At 64.0% G+C, this 15161-nt stretch carries 15 protein-coding genes and 1 pseudogene; 9 read left to right on the forward strand and 7 right to left on the reverse strand.

Features of this window, described 5'->3' with window-relative positions; genetic code table 11:
- Positions 1-290: 290 nt before the first annotated feature.
- A complete protein-coding gene (locus RRX38_RS00925) occupies positions 291-851 on the reverse strand; it encodes a carboxymuconolactone decarboxylase family protein (protein WP_315961119.1) in 561 nt (186 codons plus the stop codon).
- A 128-nt stretch (positions 852-979) separates the two neighbouring features.
- Positions 980-1936, reverse strand: a complete 957-nt coding sequence (gene ftrA / locus RRX38_RS00930) for a transcriptional regulator FtrA (RefSeq protein ID WP_315961120.1) — start codon at positions 1934-1936, stop codon at positions 980-982.
- 96 nt (positions 1937-2032) lie between these two features.
- On the opposite strand from ftrA, the gene RRX38_RS00935 reads away from it, so the two are divergent.
- The gene (locus tag RRX38_RS00935) at positions 2033-2470 is read left to right on the forward strand and encodes a rhodanese-like domain-containing protein (protein WP_295477533.1); all 438 of its coding nucleotides are present in this window, start codon (positions 2033-2035) and stop codon (positions 2468-2470) included.
- A 126-nt stretch (positions 2471-2596) separates the two neighbouring features.
- Here the strand turns inward: RRX38_RS00935 and RRX38_RS00940 are convergent, their stop codons facing one another.
- Together RRX38_RS00940 and RRX38_RS00945 are read right to left on the reverse strand one after the other, a co-directional pair.
- The gene (locus RRX38_RS00940) at positions 2597-3001 is read right to left on the reverse strand and encodes a hypothetical protein (RefSeq protein WP_295477531.1); all 405 of its coding nucleotides are present in this window, start codon (positions 2999-3001) and stop codon (positions 2597-2599) included.
- A 162-nt stretch (positions 3002-3163) separates the two neighbouring features.
- A complete protein-coding gene (locus tag RRX38_RS00945) occupies positions 3164-4378 on the reverse strand; it encodes an aldose 1-epimerase family protein (RefSeq protein WP_315961121.1) in 1215 nt (404 codons plus the stop codon).
- Positions 4379-4603: 225 nt separating this feature from the next.
- On the opposite strand from RRX38_RS00945, the gene RRX38_RS00950 reads away from it, so the two are divergent.
- Positions 4604-5761 (forward strand): HPP family protein, encoded by a 1158-nt coding sequence (locus RRX38_RS00950; RefSeq protein ID WP_315961122.1) that lies wholly within the window; start codon positions 4604-4606, stop codon positions 5759-5761.
- On the opposite strand, the gene RRX38_RS00955 is transcribed toward RRX38_RS00950, so the two are convergent.
- Positions 5712-7052, reverse strand: a complete 1341-nt coding sequence (locus RRX38_RS00955; protein WP_315961123.1) for an NTP/NDP exchange transporter — start codon at positions 7050-7052, stop codon at positions 5712-5714. The two genes, RRX38_RS00950 and RRX38_RS00955, sit on opposite strands and share 50 nt — an antisense overlap.
- A 108-nt stretch (positions 7053-7160) precedes the next feature.
- A complete protein-coding gene (locus RRX38_RS00960) occupies positions 7161-7985 on the reverse strand; it encodes an HDOD domain-containing protein (protein WP_295477523.1) in 825 nt (274 codons plus the stop codon).
- A gap of 370 nt (positions 7986-8355) precedes the next feature.
- Between RRX38_RS00960 and RRX38_RS24900 the strand changes: the two are divergent.
- The 4 genes and pseudogenes from RRX38_RS24900 to phnN form a co-directional block, all read left to right on the forward strand.
- Positions 8356-9390: pseudogene (locus RRX38_RS24900) on the forward strand (cache domain-containing protein); the annotation flags it as partial.
- A gap of 90 nt (positions 9391-9480) precedes the next feature.
- Positions 9481-10245, forward strand: coding sequence for a methyl-accepting chemotaxis protein (locus RRX38_RS24905; RefSeq protein ID WP_410524886.1), 765 nt, complete (start codon positions 9481-9483; stop codon positions 10243-10245).
- 201 nt (positions 10246-10446) lie between these two features.
- The gene (gene phnD / locus RRX38_RS00970; RefSeq protein ID WP_315961124.1) at positions 10447-11433 is read left to right on the forward strand and encodes a phosphate/phosphite/phosphonate ABC transporter substrate-binding protein; all 987 of its coding nucleotides are present in this window, start codon (positions 10447-10449) and stop codon (positions 11431-11433) included.
- A gap of 79 nt (positions 11434-11512) precedes the next feature.
- Positions 11513-12076, forward strand: coding sequence for a phosphonate metabolism protein/1,5-bisphosphokinase (PRPP-forming) PhnN (phnN, locus tag RRX38_RS00975; RefSeq protein WP_315961125.1), 564 nt, complete (start codon positions 11513-11515; stop codon positions 12074-12076).
- Positions 12077-12105: 29 nt separating this feature from the next.
- On the opposite strand, the gene RRX38_RS00980 is transcribed toward phnN, so the two are convergent.
- On the reverse strand, positions 12106-12999 hold the full coding sequence (locus RRX38_RS00980; RefSeq protein WP_315961126.1) for an AEC family transporter: 894 nt from the start codon (positions 12997-12999) through the stop codon (positions 12106-12108).
- Between the two features lie 196 nt (positions 13000-13195).
- On the opposite strand from RRX38_RS00980, the gene folE2 reads away from it, so the two are divergent.
- From folE2 to dksA, 3 genes are read left to right on the forward strand one after another with little or no spacing between them, the layout of a single operon-like run.
- On the forward strand, positions 13196-14101 hold the full coding sequence (gene folE2 / locus RRX38_RS00985; protein WP_315961127.1) for a GTP cyclohydrolase FolE2: 906 nt from the start codon (positions 13196-13198) through the stop codon (positions 14099-14101).
- Positions 14102-14111: 10 nt separating this feature from the next.
- The gene (locus RRX38_RS00990; protein WP_315961128.1) at positions 14112-14672 is read left to right on the forward strand and encodes a carbonate dehydratase; all 561 of its coding nucleotides are present in this window, start codon (positions 14112-14114) and stop codon (positions 14670-14672) included.
- A 9-nt stretch (positions 14673-14681) separates the two neighbouring features.
- Positions 14682-15086 (forward strand): RNA polymerase-binding protein DksA, encoded by a 405-nt coding sequence (dksA, locus tag RRX38_RS00995; protein WP_295477509.1) that lies wholly within the window; start codon positions 14682-14684, stop codon positions 15084-15086.
- The last annotated feature ends 75 nt before the right edge of the window (positions 15087-15161 follow it).

A 15161-nucleotide genomic window follows, 5' to 3' on the forward strand; every position in this document is an offset into this window, starting at 1 on the left:
CTTGTTGTTCGAGGTCGGACTCAGTCAACTGTTCGAGCTTGGAGTCAGAGTGAAAAGAGTGGATGGCAGTTGGGCTCCTACACGTGCTCCAGGGCACCGCGGCTTAACAGTTGCCATCCACCCCTCTCACCTCTGACTTTACCCTGTCGAAAGACACAAGCGGCTTCAGCCGCGAGGCGACGGCATGTTCACAGCAGATGCAGTGAATTTCCTGGCGCTTTCGCGGCTAAAGCCGCTCCCACCGAGCCCCGTGACGCTTAACCGAACAGTATTGTCTGTAGGCTGTTTCACTATTCATCGAAAGGCAGTGCTGTATCCGAGCCTCTTCGCACTTCAAACACATTCAGGGTCATGGCCACCAGCGTGTAGTAGCCGTATACGCCGACCAGTTCGACCATTCCTTGTTCACCGAACAAGGTCACGCCTTGCTGGTAAAGATCGGCAGGGACGCGGCGGGTTTCGTAAAGCGCTTTGCCAATGTCATAAACACACTGTTCATCCTGCTGCTCGAACGTGGGTGTCTTCTGCTGCTTGAGTGCTTCCAGTACTGCATCAGAAAGCCCCGCGCCTTTGGCAATAGGCTCATGGATTTGCCACTCGGCTTGCGAACGCCACCAGGCTGCCGTGGTAAGAATCGCCAACTCGCTCAAGCGCAGTTCGAGCCCGGTACCGTACCGGCAGAATGCACCCAGCCGCTGTGCATGATCGGCCAGCGACGGGCTGTGAATCCAGGCCAGGAAAGGACCATCGAGATTGCCCCGCGGCCCCTGGAGAATCTCGGCCAGCACCCTTTGCTGATCATCCGTCATGGCGCTGCTCGGCAAAGGGCTCAACCGGGAAGTGATGTCCATGCTTATCTCTCTTGCAGGTTGGAAAGGTCGGTCACAATGGCGCGGGCTAGCTTCTCGGCAATCTCGTCGATGTTCAAGCGTCGCGAAGCTGTTTCAGGATCTTCACCCGCTCACCCCGGCCACCCGCCTCAACGCCCAAAACTGTCCCGGTAGAACGACGGTGCCAGGCCGACCGTTTTTCGGAAGGCCACCCGGAAGCTCTCCACCGAGGCGAAGCCGCAGCGTTCGGCAATCTGCTCGGTATTGAGGATGCTGCTTTCGAGCAGCGAGCGAGCCTGGGCCATGCGTGAATGTTGCAGCCAGGCTTTGGGCGTCATGCCGGTCGCTTCGCTGAAGCGGCGTAGAAAGGTGCGCTCGCTCATCAAGGCTTTTGCTGCCATGTCGCGAATGGTCAGCGGCTCGCTCAGATGTTCACGCGCCCAGTCGAGTACCGCCGCCAGGTCGTGCCGGGGTGTTGGCGCGACCGGTGCTGGAATGAACTGCGCCTGTCCCCCGGCACGCAGTGGCGCCATCACCAGGCGCCGAGCGACGGTGTTGGAGATATGTGCACCGAAGTCCCGTTCGACCAGGTGCAGACAGGCGTCGATGCCGGCGGCGCTGCCTGCCGATGTGATGATCTGGCCGTTGTCGACGTAGAGCACCGCTGCATCCACTTCTATTGCCGGGAAGCGTGCTGCGAGTTCTTCACAGTAGCGCCAGTGAGTGGTTGCTCGCTTGCCATCGAGCAGCCCGGCGGCGGCCAATACAAAAACGCCGGAGCAGATCGACAGCAGCCGCGCGCCACGCGCATGTGCTTTGCGCAGTTCGGCCAGCAATGCCGGGGGAGGAGGCTCGTCCCGGTTGCGCCAGCCTGGAATGATGATGGTGCGTGCCGCTTCAAGCGCTTCATGGCCCGCGTCGGCGCTAACCGCAAAACCGCCGAGCGCGCGCATGGGACCCTGGTCGGCCGCCACCACGGCGTGTCGATACCAGGCAAAGTCGAACTCGGGGCGTGGCAGCGCGAAGATCTCGATGGCAATGCCGAACTCGAAAGTACACAGGCCGTCGTAGGCCAGAATGGCGACCAAACCGGGGGCATCATGCATTTGGCGGAAAGTTACCAGTGGCTGTCGAGTTCGCCACTGTAGCGCAGTCACTCACGCGCCTAAAGTGGCCCAACCCCATTTGCGAGAAACAGCGCCATGTCCAGCCTGATCACCCAAACCCCAGCCGCCAGTGCCAACGAGGCCCTTGCCCATTTCAGCAATCGCCTGCGCTTTGAAACCGATTGCTCGGACGTCTACCACAGCCAGCAGGCTGGCGAGATCGACTATGTACTGGTGGATGTACGCGGCGCTGCCGCTTTCGCTGCAGGACATGTGCCCGGTGCGCTGAGCCTGCCGACCAAGACCATCACCGCCGAACGTTTGGCGGCGTTTCCTGCCGATACCCTGTTTGTCGTCTACTGTGCCGGGCCCCACTGCAACGGTGTTCACCGGGCCGCCGTTCGGCTGGCCCGGTTGGGTTACGCGGTCAAGGAAATGATCGGTGGCGTCACGGGCTGGCTGGATGAAGGCTTCACGCTTGCCAATGATGACGGCGGGCCGCGCGCATCCACTCCGATTTCTTGCGCGTGCTGAGCGTAGGCTCGGCTGCCAACGCTGATGGCGTCATGCACTGATCCTCCAGATACGCGCCTTGGCGGCATTCGAGGAGTATCTGGATGGGGTCAGCGTGGATGAGCCGACCTTGCCAGCGCAATCCCCCTAAGGCGCCTCATACCGCTCGTAATCCAGCGCAATCCCATCGTTGGCCGGATAGCTGACGTACACCACGATGTCGTCGCTGGTGGCCACCAGGGCGTAGGGCCATTTGCCGTTGGCTTTGCGCAGTTCCTGGTACAGCGAGAGGAAATAGCTTTTCGTCAGCCCGGTGGGGTCGTAGGGCACCTGCCCGGTGAAGATGGGGTAGTGGTCCTGGTTGCACAGCTGTACGCGTTCCAGCTTGACCTGGTTCTTCTCCAGCACGGCGCGGGCTGGGTGGTGCCAGGTCGCCAGGTCGACATCGTGACAGTCTGCCGTTTTGCGCTGGTAAAGCTCGGTATCCTGCAGCGCCGGCAGGGCCATTGCCAGGGAAGGCAGAGCCAGTAAAACCACTAGAAGTAAACGCATCGCCTGAGCGCTCTCGGACCTTGGGGCGAGGAGTGTAGAGGTTTGTGGGTCGAGGCGGCTATCACTGCCGGCTTGGCCGAGGCTGATGGGCTGTAGCGTAAGGGCGGGCGGCCCTGAAACGATCTGTAAGTCGCTCCAGGGCTGGCATTGTGCCTGCCGATGTCATTCCTTGCTCAGATCGACCAGCGGCGTCTGCCGCACTTCGGTTTCCCGCCCGCCCTGAATCTCGCTCACCTGCTTCAGGGCCTTGTCCACCGCCGGCTTGTCAGCCAACAGGCTGTACTGGATGCGGAACTGCTTGTGTTCCTTCGGCGCGATGGTCGGCACCAGGTTCAGCGGGCGCTGGTAACGACGGTTGTAGGAGAAGCTGGTGCCAGGCTCCAGCCCGGTGACGTAGCCCTGGCCCTGGGTGTCGGTGTTTTTCCACAGCGAGAACACCGGCAGGGTCTGGGTGTTGAAACCGACCGAGACGCCCAGGCTGCCGGCCTTGTTGTGCAGTACGGTCAGGGTGTCGCCCTTGGCGTCGGCGTAGGGCACCACGTTGTAGACCGTTTCGTCGTAGTCCTTGGTGGGCGCGCGATAGGTTTGCCAATCGGCCAGGTCGCCCTTGGCCTTGTCGTTGAACGGCGACACCTGTTTCACCGGTGCGGCGAACCGCGCGCCTTGCTCCAGGAACGGCGTGCTGAAGTTGCTGTGATACAGCGCCTGGTATTCCTTCGGATAATCGCCGTTGTTGGTCAGGGTGTCGTTGAGGGCGAAGGTCACGCTGCCGGGCTCGGTGACCAGCTCGGTGGCGACGGAGAAGTCGACCTTCTTGAAGGCCTGCTCTTTCAGCTCTCCACGCAGGGTGATGGCGTAGGGCGGTTTTTCATCGATGTGCAGGGTGACCTTGCTGGCTGGAATGTTCGCGGCCCGGCCATGCAGGGTCAGCAGTTCGCCATTGTCCATGCCGGGGTGGCCGACCCATTCGTAGCCACAGCGGGTGACCAGCTCGTTGAAGCCTTCCAGCCAGCCCAGGCCACCGCGGCCATTGAGTTCGATGAAGGCCGGGTTGACCACTTCCTTGACCGGCGAATCCCAGCCCATACGCACATCGCCAACCGAAGCCTGCAAGACGTTCATGCCGCGCGTCGGCACCACGGAAAGCTTCAGGGTGCCGTTGTCGATGTCGACGATGCTGACGCCTTCCTGCCGCCCGCCGTGCAGGGTGCGCAGGGTGACACTGAAGGGTTTGTCGGTTTTCACGCCGAGTTGTTCGCTGGTGATCTGCCACGGCTGGGCGGCCTTGTCGGTGTCGAGCAGAACGTAATCCCAGGCCATGGCGTGGGAGGCAGCGGACAGTGCGCCGAGTGCAACGAAAAACTTAATAGGGGTCATGACAGCAGCCTTTCTTGGAGTTGTGCCATTTTTATAGACCTGAAGAAACGTTTCAGCAAGCTTAATCGGCGCTGTCCCACCGCAGAATCCGGCACGATGCTGGCGACTGGCCAAAGGTCGTGATTCGCCCCGCGTGGCAATCCGCGCTACCATCGGGCGCAGACCTCATTGATCGCCAGGCCACCTGGCGGCGCTGTTCCACCTTATTGTTGACTGCCCGATTCCATGCCTAAAACTCCCTCATCCGAGTCGCGCCTGCGTGCTCGTCTGTTCGCCTTTTTGCGTGCCTTCTGGCCCGCGCCTCATGCCATCGACAGCCTTGAACGCCTGCGTGCCAGTGGAGGTGCGGCGCTGGGGATCCTCCTGGTCGGGCTCGGCGCGGCGTTCTGGCTCAATGGTCAGGCCGCCCACCAGCACGGTCTGCTGGCCCTGGCGCTGGTGGCGCCGCTGGGCGCCAGTGCGGTACTGGTGTTCGCCGTGCCGTCCAGCCCGCTGGCCCAGCCGTGGTCGGTGGTGGGCGGCAATACGTTGTCGGCGCTGGTGGGTATTGCCTGTTGCAAATGGATTCCCGACGCCGGCCTGGCGGCGGCGCTGGCGGTGGGGCTGTCGATTGCGCTGATGCTGTTCATGCGCTGCCTGCACCCGCCGGGCGGGGCTTCGGCGCTGCTGATGGTGCTGATCGGTTGCGAGCGCTTCGAGTTCGCGTTCAGCCCGGTGCTGGTGGACTCATTGCTGATGGTGGCCGCCGGGCTGGTCTACAACAACCTGACCGGGCGCAGCTGGCCGCACTTGCCACTGCCGACCAAGGCGGCGCCCACCCACCTGCAGCGCAGTGACCTGGACGCGGTGCTGGCGCGCTACAACCAGATTCTCGATATCAGCCGCGATGATCTGGAAACGCTTCTGGAGCAGGTCGAGGCGCTGAACTTCCAGCGCAGCGTCGGCGAGCTGCGTTGCCGTGACGTGATGACCCGCAACCCGCTGACGGTGCGTCAGGAAACCTCCCTGCGCGAGGCCTGGGCCTTGATGCGTGAGCACCGCATCAAGGCGCTGCCGGTCACCGATCGCCAGCAGCACCTGCTGGGCATCCTCACCGTGGCCGACTTCATGGGCCAGATCGACCTCGACGTACACGATGGCATCGCCTGGCGGCTGCGCACCCTGGTGCGTCCGAAGAAAGCCGCCGAGGTACGTACGGTGGGGCAGATCATGACCCGCACCGTGCGCGTATCGAGCAGCGACCGACTGCTGCTGGACCTGGTGCCGGTGTTCTCGGACAACGGCCACCGGCATATTCCGATCATCGACGACACCCAGCGCCTGGTCGGCATCATCACCCAGTCGGACCTGATCCGCGCCCTGTATCGCGCGGTGCGGGGCTGAACGGCAGCGCTTCACGCTGGCGCCGCGCCCGGCCCAGGCGCAGGCCGACCCAGGCCCACAGCAGCGACAGCGCGGCGCCGCACAGCATGGCCAGTGCCGGGTGTTCGCCGAGCAGGTCCAGACCACGCTTGAGCCAGCCGCTGAGCGCATCGCCGCCGCGATAGACCACCGTGTCGATGAAGTTCTTGGCCTTGTACTTCTGCTCGGCGCCGACCACGCTGTAGAGCATCTCGCGACCAGGGCGCACCAGCGCGTATTCGCCGGCGCGGCGCAGCACCATCACCAGGGCGAACACGCCGAACACCGGCGCCACGGCCAGCAGCACGAAACCGACGGTCAGGGCCAGGGGCACGGCGGTGAGCAGCAGGCCGACACCGAGCTTGCTGGCGATACGTCCGGTGAGAAACAGCTGGGTGAAGATCGCCAAGGCCTGCACCACGGTATCCAGCAGGCCGAACACCTGGGTTTGGGTAATGCGCTCGGGAAAGCGCTCGGCGACGATGCGCGCCTGTTCGAAGTACAGGAAGGTGCTGACGCTGGCCAGCAGGATCACGAACAGCGCGATGCCCAGCAGAAAAGGCGTGCGCAGCACCGCCGTGGCGCCGGCCAGTGGGTTGCCGCCCAGCGGCTGGCGGCGTTGCTCGACGGCCTCGGCGTCGGGAGCCTTGGTTTCACGCCAGCGCAGCAGGCCCAACGCACAAGCCAGGCTGCCGGCCAGCAGCAGGGCCGAGAGCACCAGCAGGCCGGCATGCCCCAGGTACACCACCAACAGCGTTCCGCTTAGCGGGCCGAGCAGGCCACCCAGGCTGGCGCCGCCGGCGATCAGCGCGAACAGCCGCTTGGCCTGGGCGTTGCTGAACACATCGGCGAGCACGCTCCAGGCCAAAGAAATGCTCAGCAGGTTGAACACCGACAGCCACACGTAGAACACCCGACCGGTCCACAGGTTGTCCGGTTCCACAGCCAGGGCCGCTGCGAAGCCCAGCAGGTTGGCGACGAAAAAGCCGAATACCGCACTCAGCAACCGTGCGCGGTCGAGCCGCGAAGCCAGCCAACCAAACATCGGCAGCGCGGACAGGGTGGCGACGAAGGTAGCGCTGAACAGCCATTGCAGGTTGTCGACGCCACCCGCCACGCCCATCACTTCGCGTACCGGGCGCAGCATGAAGTAGCCGGTGAACAGCAGCACGAACACGCCCAGGCCGAGCAGGACCGGGCGCTCCTCTCCAGGCCGCAGGTCGAAGAGCCGGCGAAGGCGGGTCAATGAAGGCAGCGGTGTTGGGTTGAGCAAGGGTGACTCCCGTGGCCGACGAGGGGGGGTGGCCTGCGCGGCGGCTGGGCACCCATGGTCGGCTGCGGCGGGACGGCGGTGCAGTGCGCCGCCGCGCCGCGGGAGTGCTCAGGTCAACAGTTGGGCGAATGCCTGGTCGGCTTCCAGCACCGCCGGCAACTGCTTGAACAGCGTATCCAGGTCGATGCCGTCGAACAGCGGGCCGCTCACCGCCGCCATGGCCTCGGGAGTGGCTCCACCGTGCTCCTGCAGCGCCTCGCAGACGACGATGGCCTGGGCGATGATGCGCGGCAACGGGGCATTCTCCGGAGCCTGCATCGGCCGCGCCTGGAAGGCGATGGCCTGCTGGATCACGTTCGGCAGATGCCAGCGTCGCGCCAGTTCCGCGCCCACTTCAGGGTAGCCGAAGCCCAGGTGCAGGGTTTCGTTGGCCGCACGGCCCGAGGCGCCGGAGCGACTGGCGTTGTTCAGCCGTTCGGCCACTGCAGGGGCGCCGGTCTGGATCAGCAGTTCACCGATGTTGTGCATCACCCCGCAGGTGAAGGCGATTTCCGCATCCACGCCGGTCTGTTTGGCCAGCAGCCGGGCAATGCCGGCCACCTCGAAGCTCTTGAGCCAGAAGTCCTTGAGGTCGAAGTTGGGAACCGCCTTGAACGCACCCGTCACCGCCGAGGCCATCACCAGTGTGCGCAGGGTGTTGAAGCCCAGGCGCATGGCTGCGTCTTCGATGCTCGAAGAGTCCCGCGAGCCCCTGAAGCGCGCCGAGTTGGCCAGGCGCAGGATCTTGGCGGAGATTACCGGGTCCTTTTCGATGTTGCGGGCGATGCTCTCCAGGCTCGAAGAAGGGTTGTCGAATTGCAGCATCAGGTCCTGAGCGACCTTGGGGATGCTGGGCAGGCTTTGCAGATCGGCGAATACGTGTTCAATGTCCATGGGCGCATCCTCATGACTTCGGGGATGATTGCAACGATAGTCAGTATTTGCTCACTTGCACGCTTTGCCGATCAGTTTGGGAAACAGTCCGCAATATCTCGGTTATCGAATTTCGTTTGCGCCTGTCGGGTATCTGACCAGCTGTCATGAAAAAAACCAGGTCATGTGATATCAAGTAGCCGTTATTTTGGCCGTCACAGTTTGTTGTAGCGGATCGATTATCCCGTCGACCGGCCTCCCGGCTGTGAGTGGCGCTTTAGAGCGGTCGCAACCGGCCGCCGATAAGGCCTTGCGTGCAACAGGGCTTATCGGACGACATGTGATACAGCTTCGCGTATTCACCGATAAAGTTTCGAAATTGGATCACTTAATGAGAAGTCTGGGTTTCAGCAAGAAAATCCTGCTGGCGGCTGCGTTGACCGTGGGCGTGGCATTTACCGTGTTCATCGTCGCCAATGATTACCGGCAACGGCAGACATTGAAGAGCAATGTGCTGAACGAACTTCAACAACTGGGCACCCTGACCACGCAGAACATCCAGGTGTGGCTGGAAGGCCGCAGCCAGTTGCTGCAATCCATGGCCCAGCAGGTCGCGCTGGATGGCCAGGACGTCCCGGCGTTGCGCCGCGCCATCGACCTGCCGGCCTACACCGAGAACTTCCAGCTGAGCTACTTCGGCGCCAGCAGCGGGCTGATGTTCTCCATCCCGACCGGTAATCGCCCGGCCGACTACGACCCGCGTGCGCGCGGCTGGTACAAGGCCGCGCAGACCGCCGGCAAGACCGTGGTCACCGACCCCTACATCGCCAGCTCCAGCGGCAAGCTGGTGGTCACCGTCGCCACGCCGGTCAACCGCCAGGGGCAACTGGTTGGCGTGGCCGGGGCTGACATCAGCCTGGAGGCCATCAGCAAGACCATCAACTCGCTGAATTTCGGCGGGCACGGTTATGCATTCATCGTCAACGCCGAAGGCCGGGTACTGGTGCACCCGGACGCCAGCCGCTTGCTCAAGCCGCTGAGCGAGCTGTACCCGCAGGACACCCCCAAGGTCGCGCCCGGTGTGAGTGAAGTCGAGACCGGTGGGCGTGGCGAGATCATCGCCTTTACCCCGGTGGAAGGGCCGACCGCCAGTCGCTGGTACGTGGCCCTGGTGCTGGAACAGAACGCTGCCTACGCGATGCTAGGTGAGTTCCGCAGCTCGGCGATCACGGCGATGCTGGTGGTGGTGCTGGCAGTGATCCTCATCCTCGGCCTGCTGATCCGCGTGCTGATGCAACCGCTGCACCGCATGAGCGGCGCCATGCGTGACATCGCCGCTGGCGAGGGCGACCTGACCCAGCGCCTGTCGGTCAACTCCCAGGACGAGTTCGGTGAGCTGGCCGGCTCGTTCAACCAGTTCGTCGAGCGTATCCATGCCTCGATCCGCGAAGTGGCGTCCACCGCTGCCCAGTTGGGCGCGGCTGCAGGCCAGGTGGTGGAGGTGTCGCATGCGTCGATGGGCCAGTCGGACGAGCAGTCGCATCGCACCGAAAGCGTGGCGGCAGCCATCAACGAATTGGGCGCCACAGCCCAGGAAATCGCCCGCAACGCCGCGCAGACCTCGCAGAAGTCGGCAGATGCCAGCCAGATGGCGGGCGACGGTCGCCAGGTGATGCAAGAGTCGATCAGCGCCATGAACGCGCTGTCGGGCAAGATCAGCGAATCCTGCGCGCACATCGAGGCGCTCAACGGCAAGACCGCCAACATCGGGCAGATTCTTGAAGTCATCACCGGCATCTCGCAGCAGACCAACCTGCTGGCGCTCAACGCCGCCATCGAGGCTGCACGGGCCGGTGAGGCGGGGCGCGGCTTTGCGGTGGTGGCCGACGAAGTGCGCAATCTGGCGCACCGCACCCAGGAGTCGGCGCAGCAAGTGCAAGGCATGATCGACGAGCTGCAGGGCGGGGCCAAGGATGCGGTGACGACCATGCTCGCCAGCCAGCAGCACAGCGAGACCAGCGTGGCCATCACCAATCGTGCCGGTGAGCGACTGGGCGCGGTAACCCAGCATATCGACGAGATCAACGGCATGAACCAGTCGGTGGCGGCGGCCACCGAAGAGCAGACCGCCGTGGTCGAGTCGATCAACCTGGACATCACCCAGATCAACACCCTTAACCAGCAGGGCGTGGCCAACCTCAAGGTCACCCTTCAGGCCTGCCAGTCGCTGGAGCAGCAGACTCGCCGCCTGCAGCAGCTGGTGGGTTCGTTCAGAATCTGAGTGGCCACGGCAGCCGGGGCGTACCCCGGCCGCCATGATGTTCCGGGAGGTGCTGCTGGCTGACTGTTATCGATTTGCCATGGTCGGTACACTGCGCTGCAACATCCAGGCTGCAGGGTGTCAGTCGGCGCAGGTCGTGCGCCGCCGCAGCCTCGCCCCCCGGTCGCCTGTCGGCCGGAGCGTTCTTACCGGAGTGATTGCATGTTGCACCGTCTCGGGCGCCAGCTGGCGTCTGTCGTCGTCCTGGTCTTTTGCCTGTTGGCCGTTGCCCGGGCGCAGGATCCCGTCCTGCATTTCGGCATCCTCTCCACCGAAGCCTGTGAGAGCCTGCGGATCATCTGGCAGCCGTTGCTCGACGACATGGGTCAGCAGATCGGCCAGCCGGTGCAGCCGGTGTTCGCCGACGGCTATGGGGAATTGATCGACGGTCTGCGCCAGGGGCGCATCGACATCGCCTGGCTGGGCAACAAGGCGGCACTGGCAGCGGTGGATGGCGCAGGCGCCGAGATCTTCGCCCAGACCTCCATGGACAACGGCCTGCCGGGCTATTACGGACTGTTGATCGTGCGTGACGACAGCCCGATCCACACCGTCAGCGACCTGCTGCGCCTGGCCCCGCAGCTGACCTTCGGCAACGGTGATTTCAACTCCACTTCGGGTTATCTGGTGACCGGCTACTACCTGTTTGCCCGCCAGCACGTCGACCCGGCCACGGCCTTCAAGCGCACCCTCAACCAGAGCCATGAAGCCAATGCCCTGGGCGTGGCCAGCGGTGAACTGGATGCCGCCACCTTCAACACCGACAACTGGGACCGCCTGGCCTTGGTGAACCCACAGGCGTTGGCGCGCCTGAGGGTGGTCTGGAAGTCACAGATGATTCCTTCCGACCCCATTCTGTGGCGCACATCGCTGCCGGCCCCGCTCAAGGCCAAGGTGCGCAGTTTCCTCCTCGGGTATGGCAAGACCGAGCGGGAAGTGCAGGTGCTCAAGGGGCTGCAACAGAATCGCTTCGTGGCCTCGAACGACGATCAGCTATTGCCGATCCGTCAGTTGCTGTTATTCAAGGAACGCACCGACGTGGCGGCCAGTCAGTTGAGCGTGGAGCAGAAGACCGCGCGCTTCAGAGAGATCGACGCCCAGCTGGGCCGCCTGCAGGACCGTATCAAGCCGCTCGAAGGGCCGCGTTGAGCACGGCAGCACTACAGATTCTGCTGCGCAGGCAGTACCATGCGCCGCTTCAGTCGCAACCCCGCCACGAGGACAGAACATGCCTGGCAGGCTGATCTATCTCATCGGACCTTCTGGCTCTGGCAAGGACAGTTTGCTGGACGCCGCACGTGACAGCCTCGCCGCGCGGGGCTGCAAGGTGGTGCGCCGGGTCATTACCCGTTCCGCCGAAGCGGTGGGCGAGGCCGCCGAGGCGGTCAGCGTCGAGCGCTTCCTGGCCCTGCAGGCGCAAGGGGCCTTCGCCCTCAGCTGGCAGGCCAACGGCCTGTACTACGGCATTCCGGCGCAGATCGATGACTGGCTTGAGGCCGGGCATGACGTACTGGTCAACGGGTCGCGTGGCCACTTGCAGGCCACCCGGCAGCGTTATCCGGCGTTGCTGGCGATCCTGCTGACCGTCGATCAGGACGTGCTGCGCCAGCGCCTGCTGGCCCGCAGCCGCGAAACCCCCGCCGAAATCGAGGCACGCCTGGCGCGCAACGCACGCTTTGCCGCCGAGCTGCTGGCCGAGGCGCCCTATGTGCGTCTGCTGGACAATTCCGGCGCCTTGCAGGACAGCGTGCGGCAACTGCTCGCCTGGCTGGAGCACCCCGCGACCTTCTAGCCGAGCTGATTTTCAGCCGCGGACAGCGCCTAACCCGCCAGCCACATCCAGAGTGGCAGGGTCACGGCCGAGAACAGCGTCGTCAGGGCAATCGCCGAGCTGGTCTTCTGGCTGTCTTCCAGGGTGGTGGCGAAGGCCAGCACGTTCACGCCGCTGGGGCCGGCGGCCATCAGCACCAGCACGCTGCGCGGCATGCCGTCGATACTCAGCACATGGCAGGCCAGCCAGGCCATGACCGGCATCACCAGCAGCTTGGCCACGGCGATGCTCAGCGCTTCGGCGCTGGGTGTCAGCCGGTAGCTCGACAGGTTGGCGCCGAGCACCAGCAAGGCGCAGGGCAGGGCTGCCTTGGCCAGCCAGGTGGCCAGTTGCTCGGCCCACGACGGCAGCGGCAACCCGGACAGATTCACCGCCATGCCCGCCAGCAGGCCGATGATGATCGGGTTGGCCAGGCTGGCCACCAGGCTGCGCACATTGAAGCGTGCGCTGCCGGTGAGGGTTTCGTACACCGAGTGGAAGCTGAACAGCAGCAGGCTGTGCACCGAGACCACGGTGAACAGCAACAGCAGGCCGGGCGGGCCGAACAGGGTGCTGACCATGGGGATGCCGATCAGCAGGTTGTTGGAAAAGCTCGCCGTCAGCCCGAAAGGCACCGGGCGCCCGCTCCAGCGGTGGGTCAGCGCGTTGACCAGGATGAACACCAGCAACGCCGGTACGAAGTAGGCCGCCAGCACGCCGAGGTCCAGGCCGTCATGCAGCGGCGACTTGAGCATGCCGGTGAACAGCACCATCGGCATGAACAGCTTGAACGCCAGGGTACTCAGCGCCTTGGCGTTTTCCCCGGCGATGACCTGGCGGCGGCCCAGGCCATAGCCCAGCACGATCAGTAGAAAGATGGGCAGGATGGCTTGGATGACGGCCACGGCGTGTCCTTTTACGGCGGTTTCGAAACGACGGCCGCGCAGTATGCCGGGTTGCACTGGCCTGCGCACGTGTCTGGCCCCGCGTTTCGCCCTCGCAGGTTTTGCGTGACGTCGATGTAACCATTGATGTTATATTGTTGCAAAATTAGCGAGCAGGGGCCGGACGTCTCCTTCCGGCCTGACCGAGATCCAGAGCATGAACACCTACCTTCCCGATGTAGCCCTGACCGAGACCTCCGCAGCCTTGATCCCGCTGGACTGGGTCGGCATGCAGGGCATTCAGTTGCCCTTGCTGATGGATGAGCCGGGGCAGAAATACCCGCTGCTGGCCCAGGCCGATGTGCAGGTCGACCTGGCCGACCCCAGCGTCAAGGGCATTCATATGTCGCGCCTGTACCGGCTGCTCGATGGCTTTGCCGAACACCAGCCGGTGTTGCCGCATACCCTCTATGCGCTGCTGGAGGCGATGGTGGTCAGCCACGCCGATTGCCTGTCCAGCAGCGCACGGCTGCAGTTGCGCTTCGATCTACCATGCCGCCGGCCAGCCCTGGTGACCGCCGGGTTGAGTGGCTGGAAAGCCTACCCGGTGCAAGTCGATGCGGTATGGCAAGGGGGCCGTCTGCAGCTGGATGTGGCGGTGGATGTCACGTACTCGTCCACCTGCCCGTGCTCGGCGGCCTTGTCGCGGCACCTGCTCGAAGCGGCCTTTCGCCGGCGCTTCGTCGGGCACAGTGCCGTGGACCCTGAACAGGTGGCGGTGTGGTTGCGCGAGCACGGTTCGTACGCCACGCCGCACAGCCAGCGCAGCGTGGCACGGGTTCAGGTGCGCCTGCCGGAACAGGCTGCCAGTCTGCACCTGATGGAACTGATCGACCTTACCGAACAGGCCCTGGGCACGCCGGTGCAGACTTCGGTCAAGCGCGCTGACGAACAGGCTTTCGCCCGTCTCAACGGCCAGAACCTGATGTACGTCGAGGATGCGGCACGCAAGATCCAGCACGCCTTGCAGGACCGCTTCGCCGCCTCCAGCGTCAGCGTCCAGCACCTGGAAAGCCTGCATCCCCACGACGCCGTGGCCTCTACCTCCAATTACCTGATCTGAGGGGCAGTGCATGATCCGCAAGAATCCGTCCGGCCATCTGCCGGTCATCGCCGAGTCGGCGTACATCGACAAGACCGCGATCATCTGCGGCAAGGTGATCATCCAGGACAACGTGTTCGTCGGCCCCTATGCGGTGATCCGCGCCGACGAAGTGGACGCCAGTGGCGACATGCAGCCCATCGTCATCGGCGCCAACTCCAACATTCAGGATGGCGTGGTGATCCACTCCAAGTCCGGCGCCGCAGTGACCATCGGCCAGTACAGCTCGATTGCCCATCGCTCCATCGTGCATGGCCCCTGCGAAGTCGGCTACCGGGTATTCATCGGCTTCAACAGCGTGCTGTTCAACTGCAAGGTCGGCCACGGCAGCGTGATTCGCCACAACTCGGTGGTCGATGGTCGCGACCTGCCGGAGAGCTTCTACGTGCCGTCCACCACGCGCATCGGCCCGGCCACCGACCTGAGCCAGTTCCCGCCGGTCAGCGTCTCGGCCTCGGAGTTCTCCGAAGATGTAGCGCGTACCAACATCGACCTGGTGCGCGGCTACAAGGCCCTGCAGAACGAGTTCTAAGGGGCCGTGATGACTGAACAGGAACTCCTGGCCCAGCCGGCCGAGTGCTACATGGACGACGCCCAGCAGGGCTACTTCCGCGAACTGCTGCTGCGCCAGCGCCATGAGCTGCAGGAGCGTATCGCCGGGGAATTCGACGACCTGCGCGAGTACGAGCCGGTCAGCGACCTGGCCGATATCGGCGCCGCCGAAGAGCAGCGGCACTGGCAATTGCGTGTGCTGGAGCGTGAAAAGAAGCTGCTCGACAAGATCGACGCCGCGCTCGAACGCCTGGCCCGTGGCGAGTTTGGCTGGTGCGCCGAAACCGGCGAGGCCATCGGCCTCAAGCGCCTTTTGCTGCGGCCCACGGCCAGCCTGTGCATCGAGGCCAAGGAGCGCCAGGAACTGCGCGAGCGACACCTTCGCGACCATTGATTTGCGTGGGGGCCAGGACCCATACCGCTCGTTCCAACAAAAGCCTAGGAACGCATGACTGACTGACCCGTGTCG

It is taken from the genome of Pseudomonas sp. DTU_2021_1001937_2_SI_NGA_ILE_001 (assembly GCF_032463525.1).
Classification (GTDB): domain Bacteria; phylum Pseudomonadota; class Gammaproteobacteria; order Pseudomonadales; family Pseudomonadaceae; genus Aquipseudomonas.

Coding starts and splice junctions, on each gene's coding strand:
- RRX38_RS00945 (WP_315961121.1), bottom strand. CDS start 4,378: ATGACCCCTATTAAGTTTTTCGTTGCACTCGGCGCACTGTCCGCTGCC.
- RRX38_RS00940 (WP_295477531.1), bottom strand. CDS start 3,001: ATGCGTTTACTTCTAGTGGTTTTACTGGCTCTGCCTTCCCTGGCAATG.
- dksA (WP_295477509.1), top strand. CDS start 14,682: ATGACTGAACAGGAACTCCTGGCCCAGCCGGCCGAGTGCTACATGGAC.
- RRX38_RS00960 (WP_295477523.1), bottom strand. CDS start 7,985: ATGGACATTGAACACGTATTCGCCGATCTGCAAAGCCTGCCCAGCATC.
- RRX38_RS00925 (WP_315961119.1), bottom strand. CDS start 851: ATGGACATCACTTCCCGGTTGAGCCCTTTGCCGAGCAGCGCCATGACG.
- RRX38_RS24905 (WP_410524886.1), top strand. CDS start 9,481: ATGGGCCAGTCGGACGAGCAGTCGCATCGCACCGAAAGCGTGGCGGCA.
- ftrA (WP_315961120.1), bottom strand. CDS start 1,936: ATGCATGATGCCCCCGGTTTGGTCGCCATTCTGGCCTACGACGGCCTG.
- phnD (WP_315961124.1), top strand. CDS start 10,447: ATGTTGCACCGTCTCGGGCGCCAGCTGGCGTCTGTCGTCGTCCTGGTC.
- RRX38_RS00935 (WP_295477533.1), top strand. CDS start 2,033: ATGTCCAGCCTGATCACCCAAACCCCAGCCGCCAGTGCCAACGAGGCC.
- folE2 (WP_315961127.1), top strand. CDS start 13,196: ATGAACACCTACCTTCCCGATGTAGCCCTGACCGAGACCTCCGCAGCC.
- RRX38_RS00950 (WP_315961122.1), top strand. CDS start 4,604: ATGCCTAAAACTCCCTCATCCGAGTCGCGCCTGCGTGCTCGTCTGTTC.
- RRX38_RS00990 (WP_315961128.1), top strand. CDS start 14,112: ATGATCCGCAAGAATCCGTCCGGCCATCTGCCGGTCATCGCCGAGTCG.
- phnN (WP_315961125.1), top strand. CDS start 11,513: ATGCCTGGCAGGCTGATCTATCTCATCGGACCTTCTGGCTCTGGCAAG.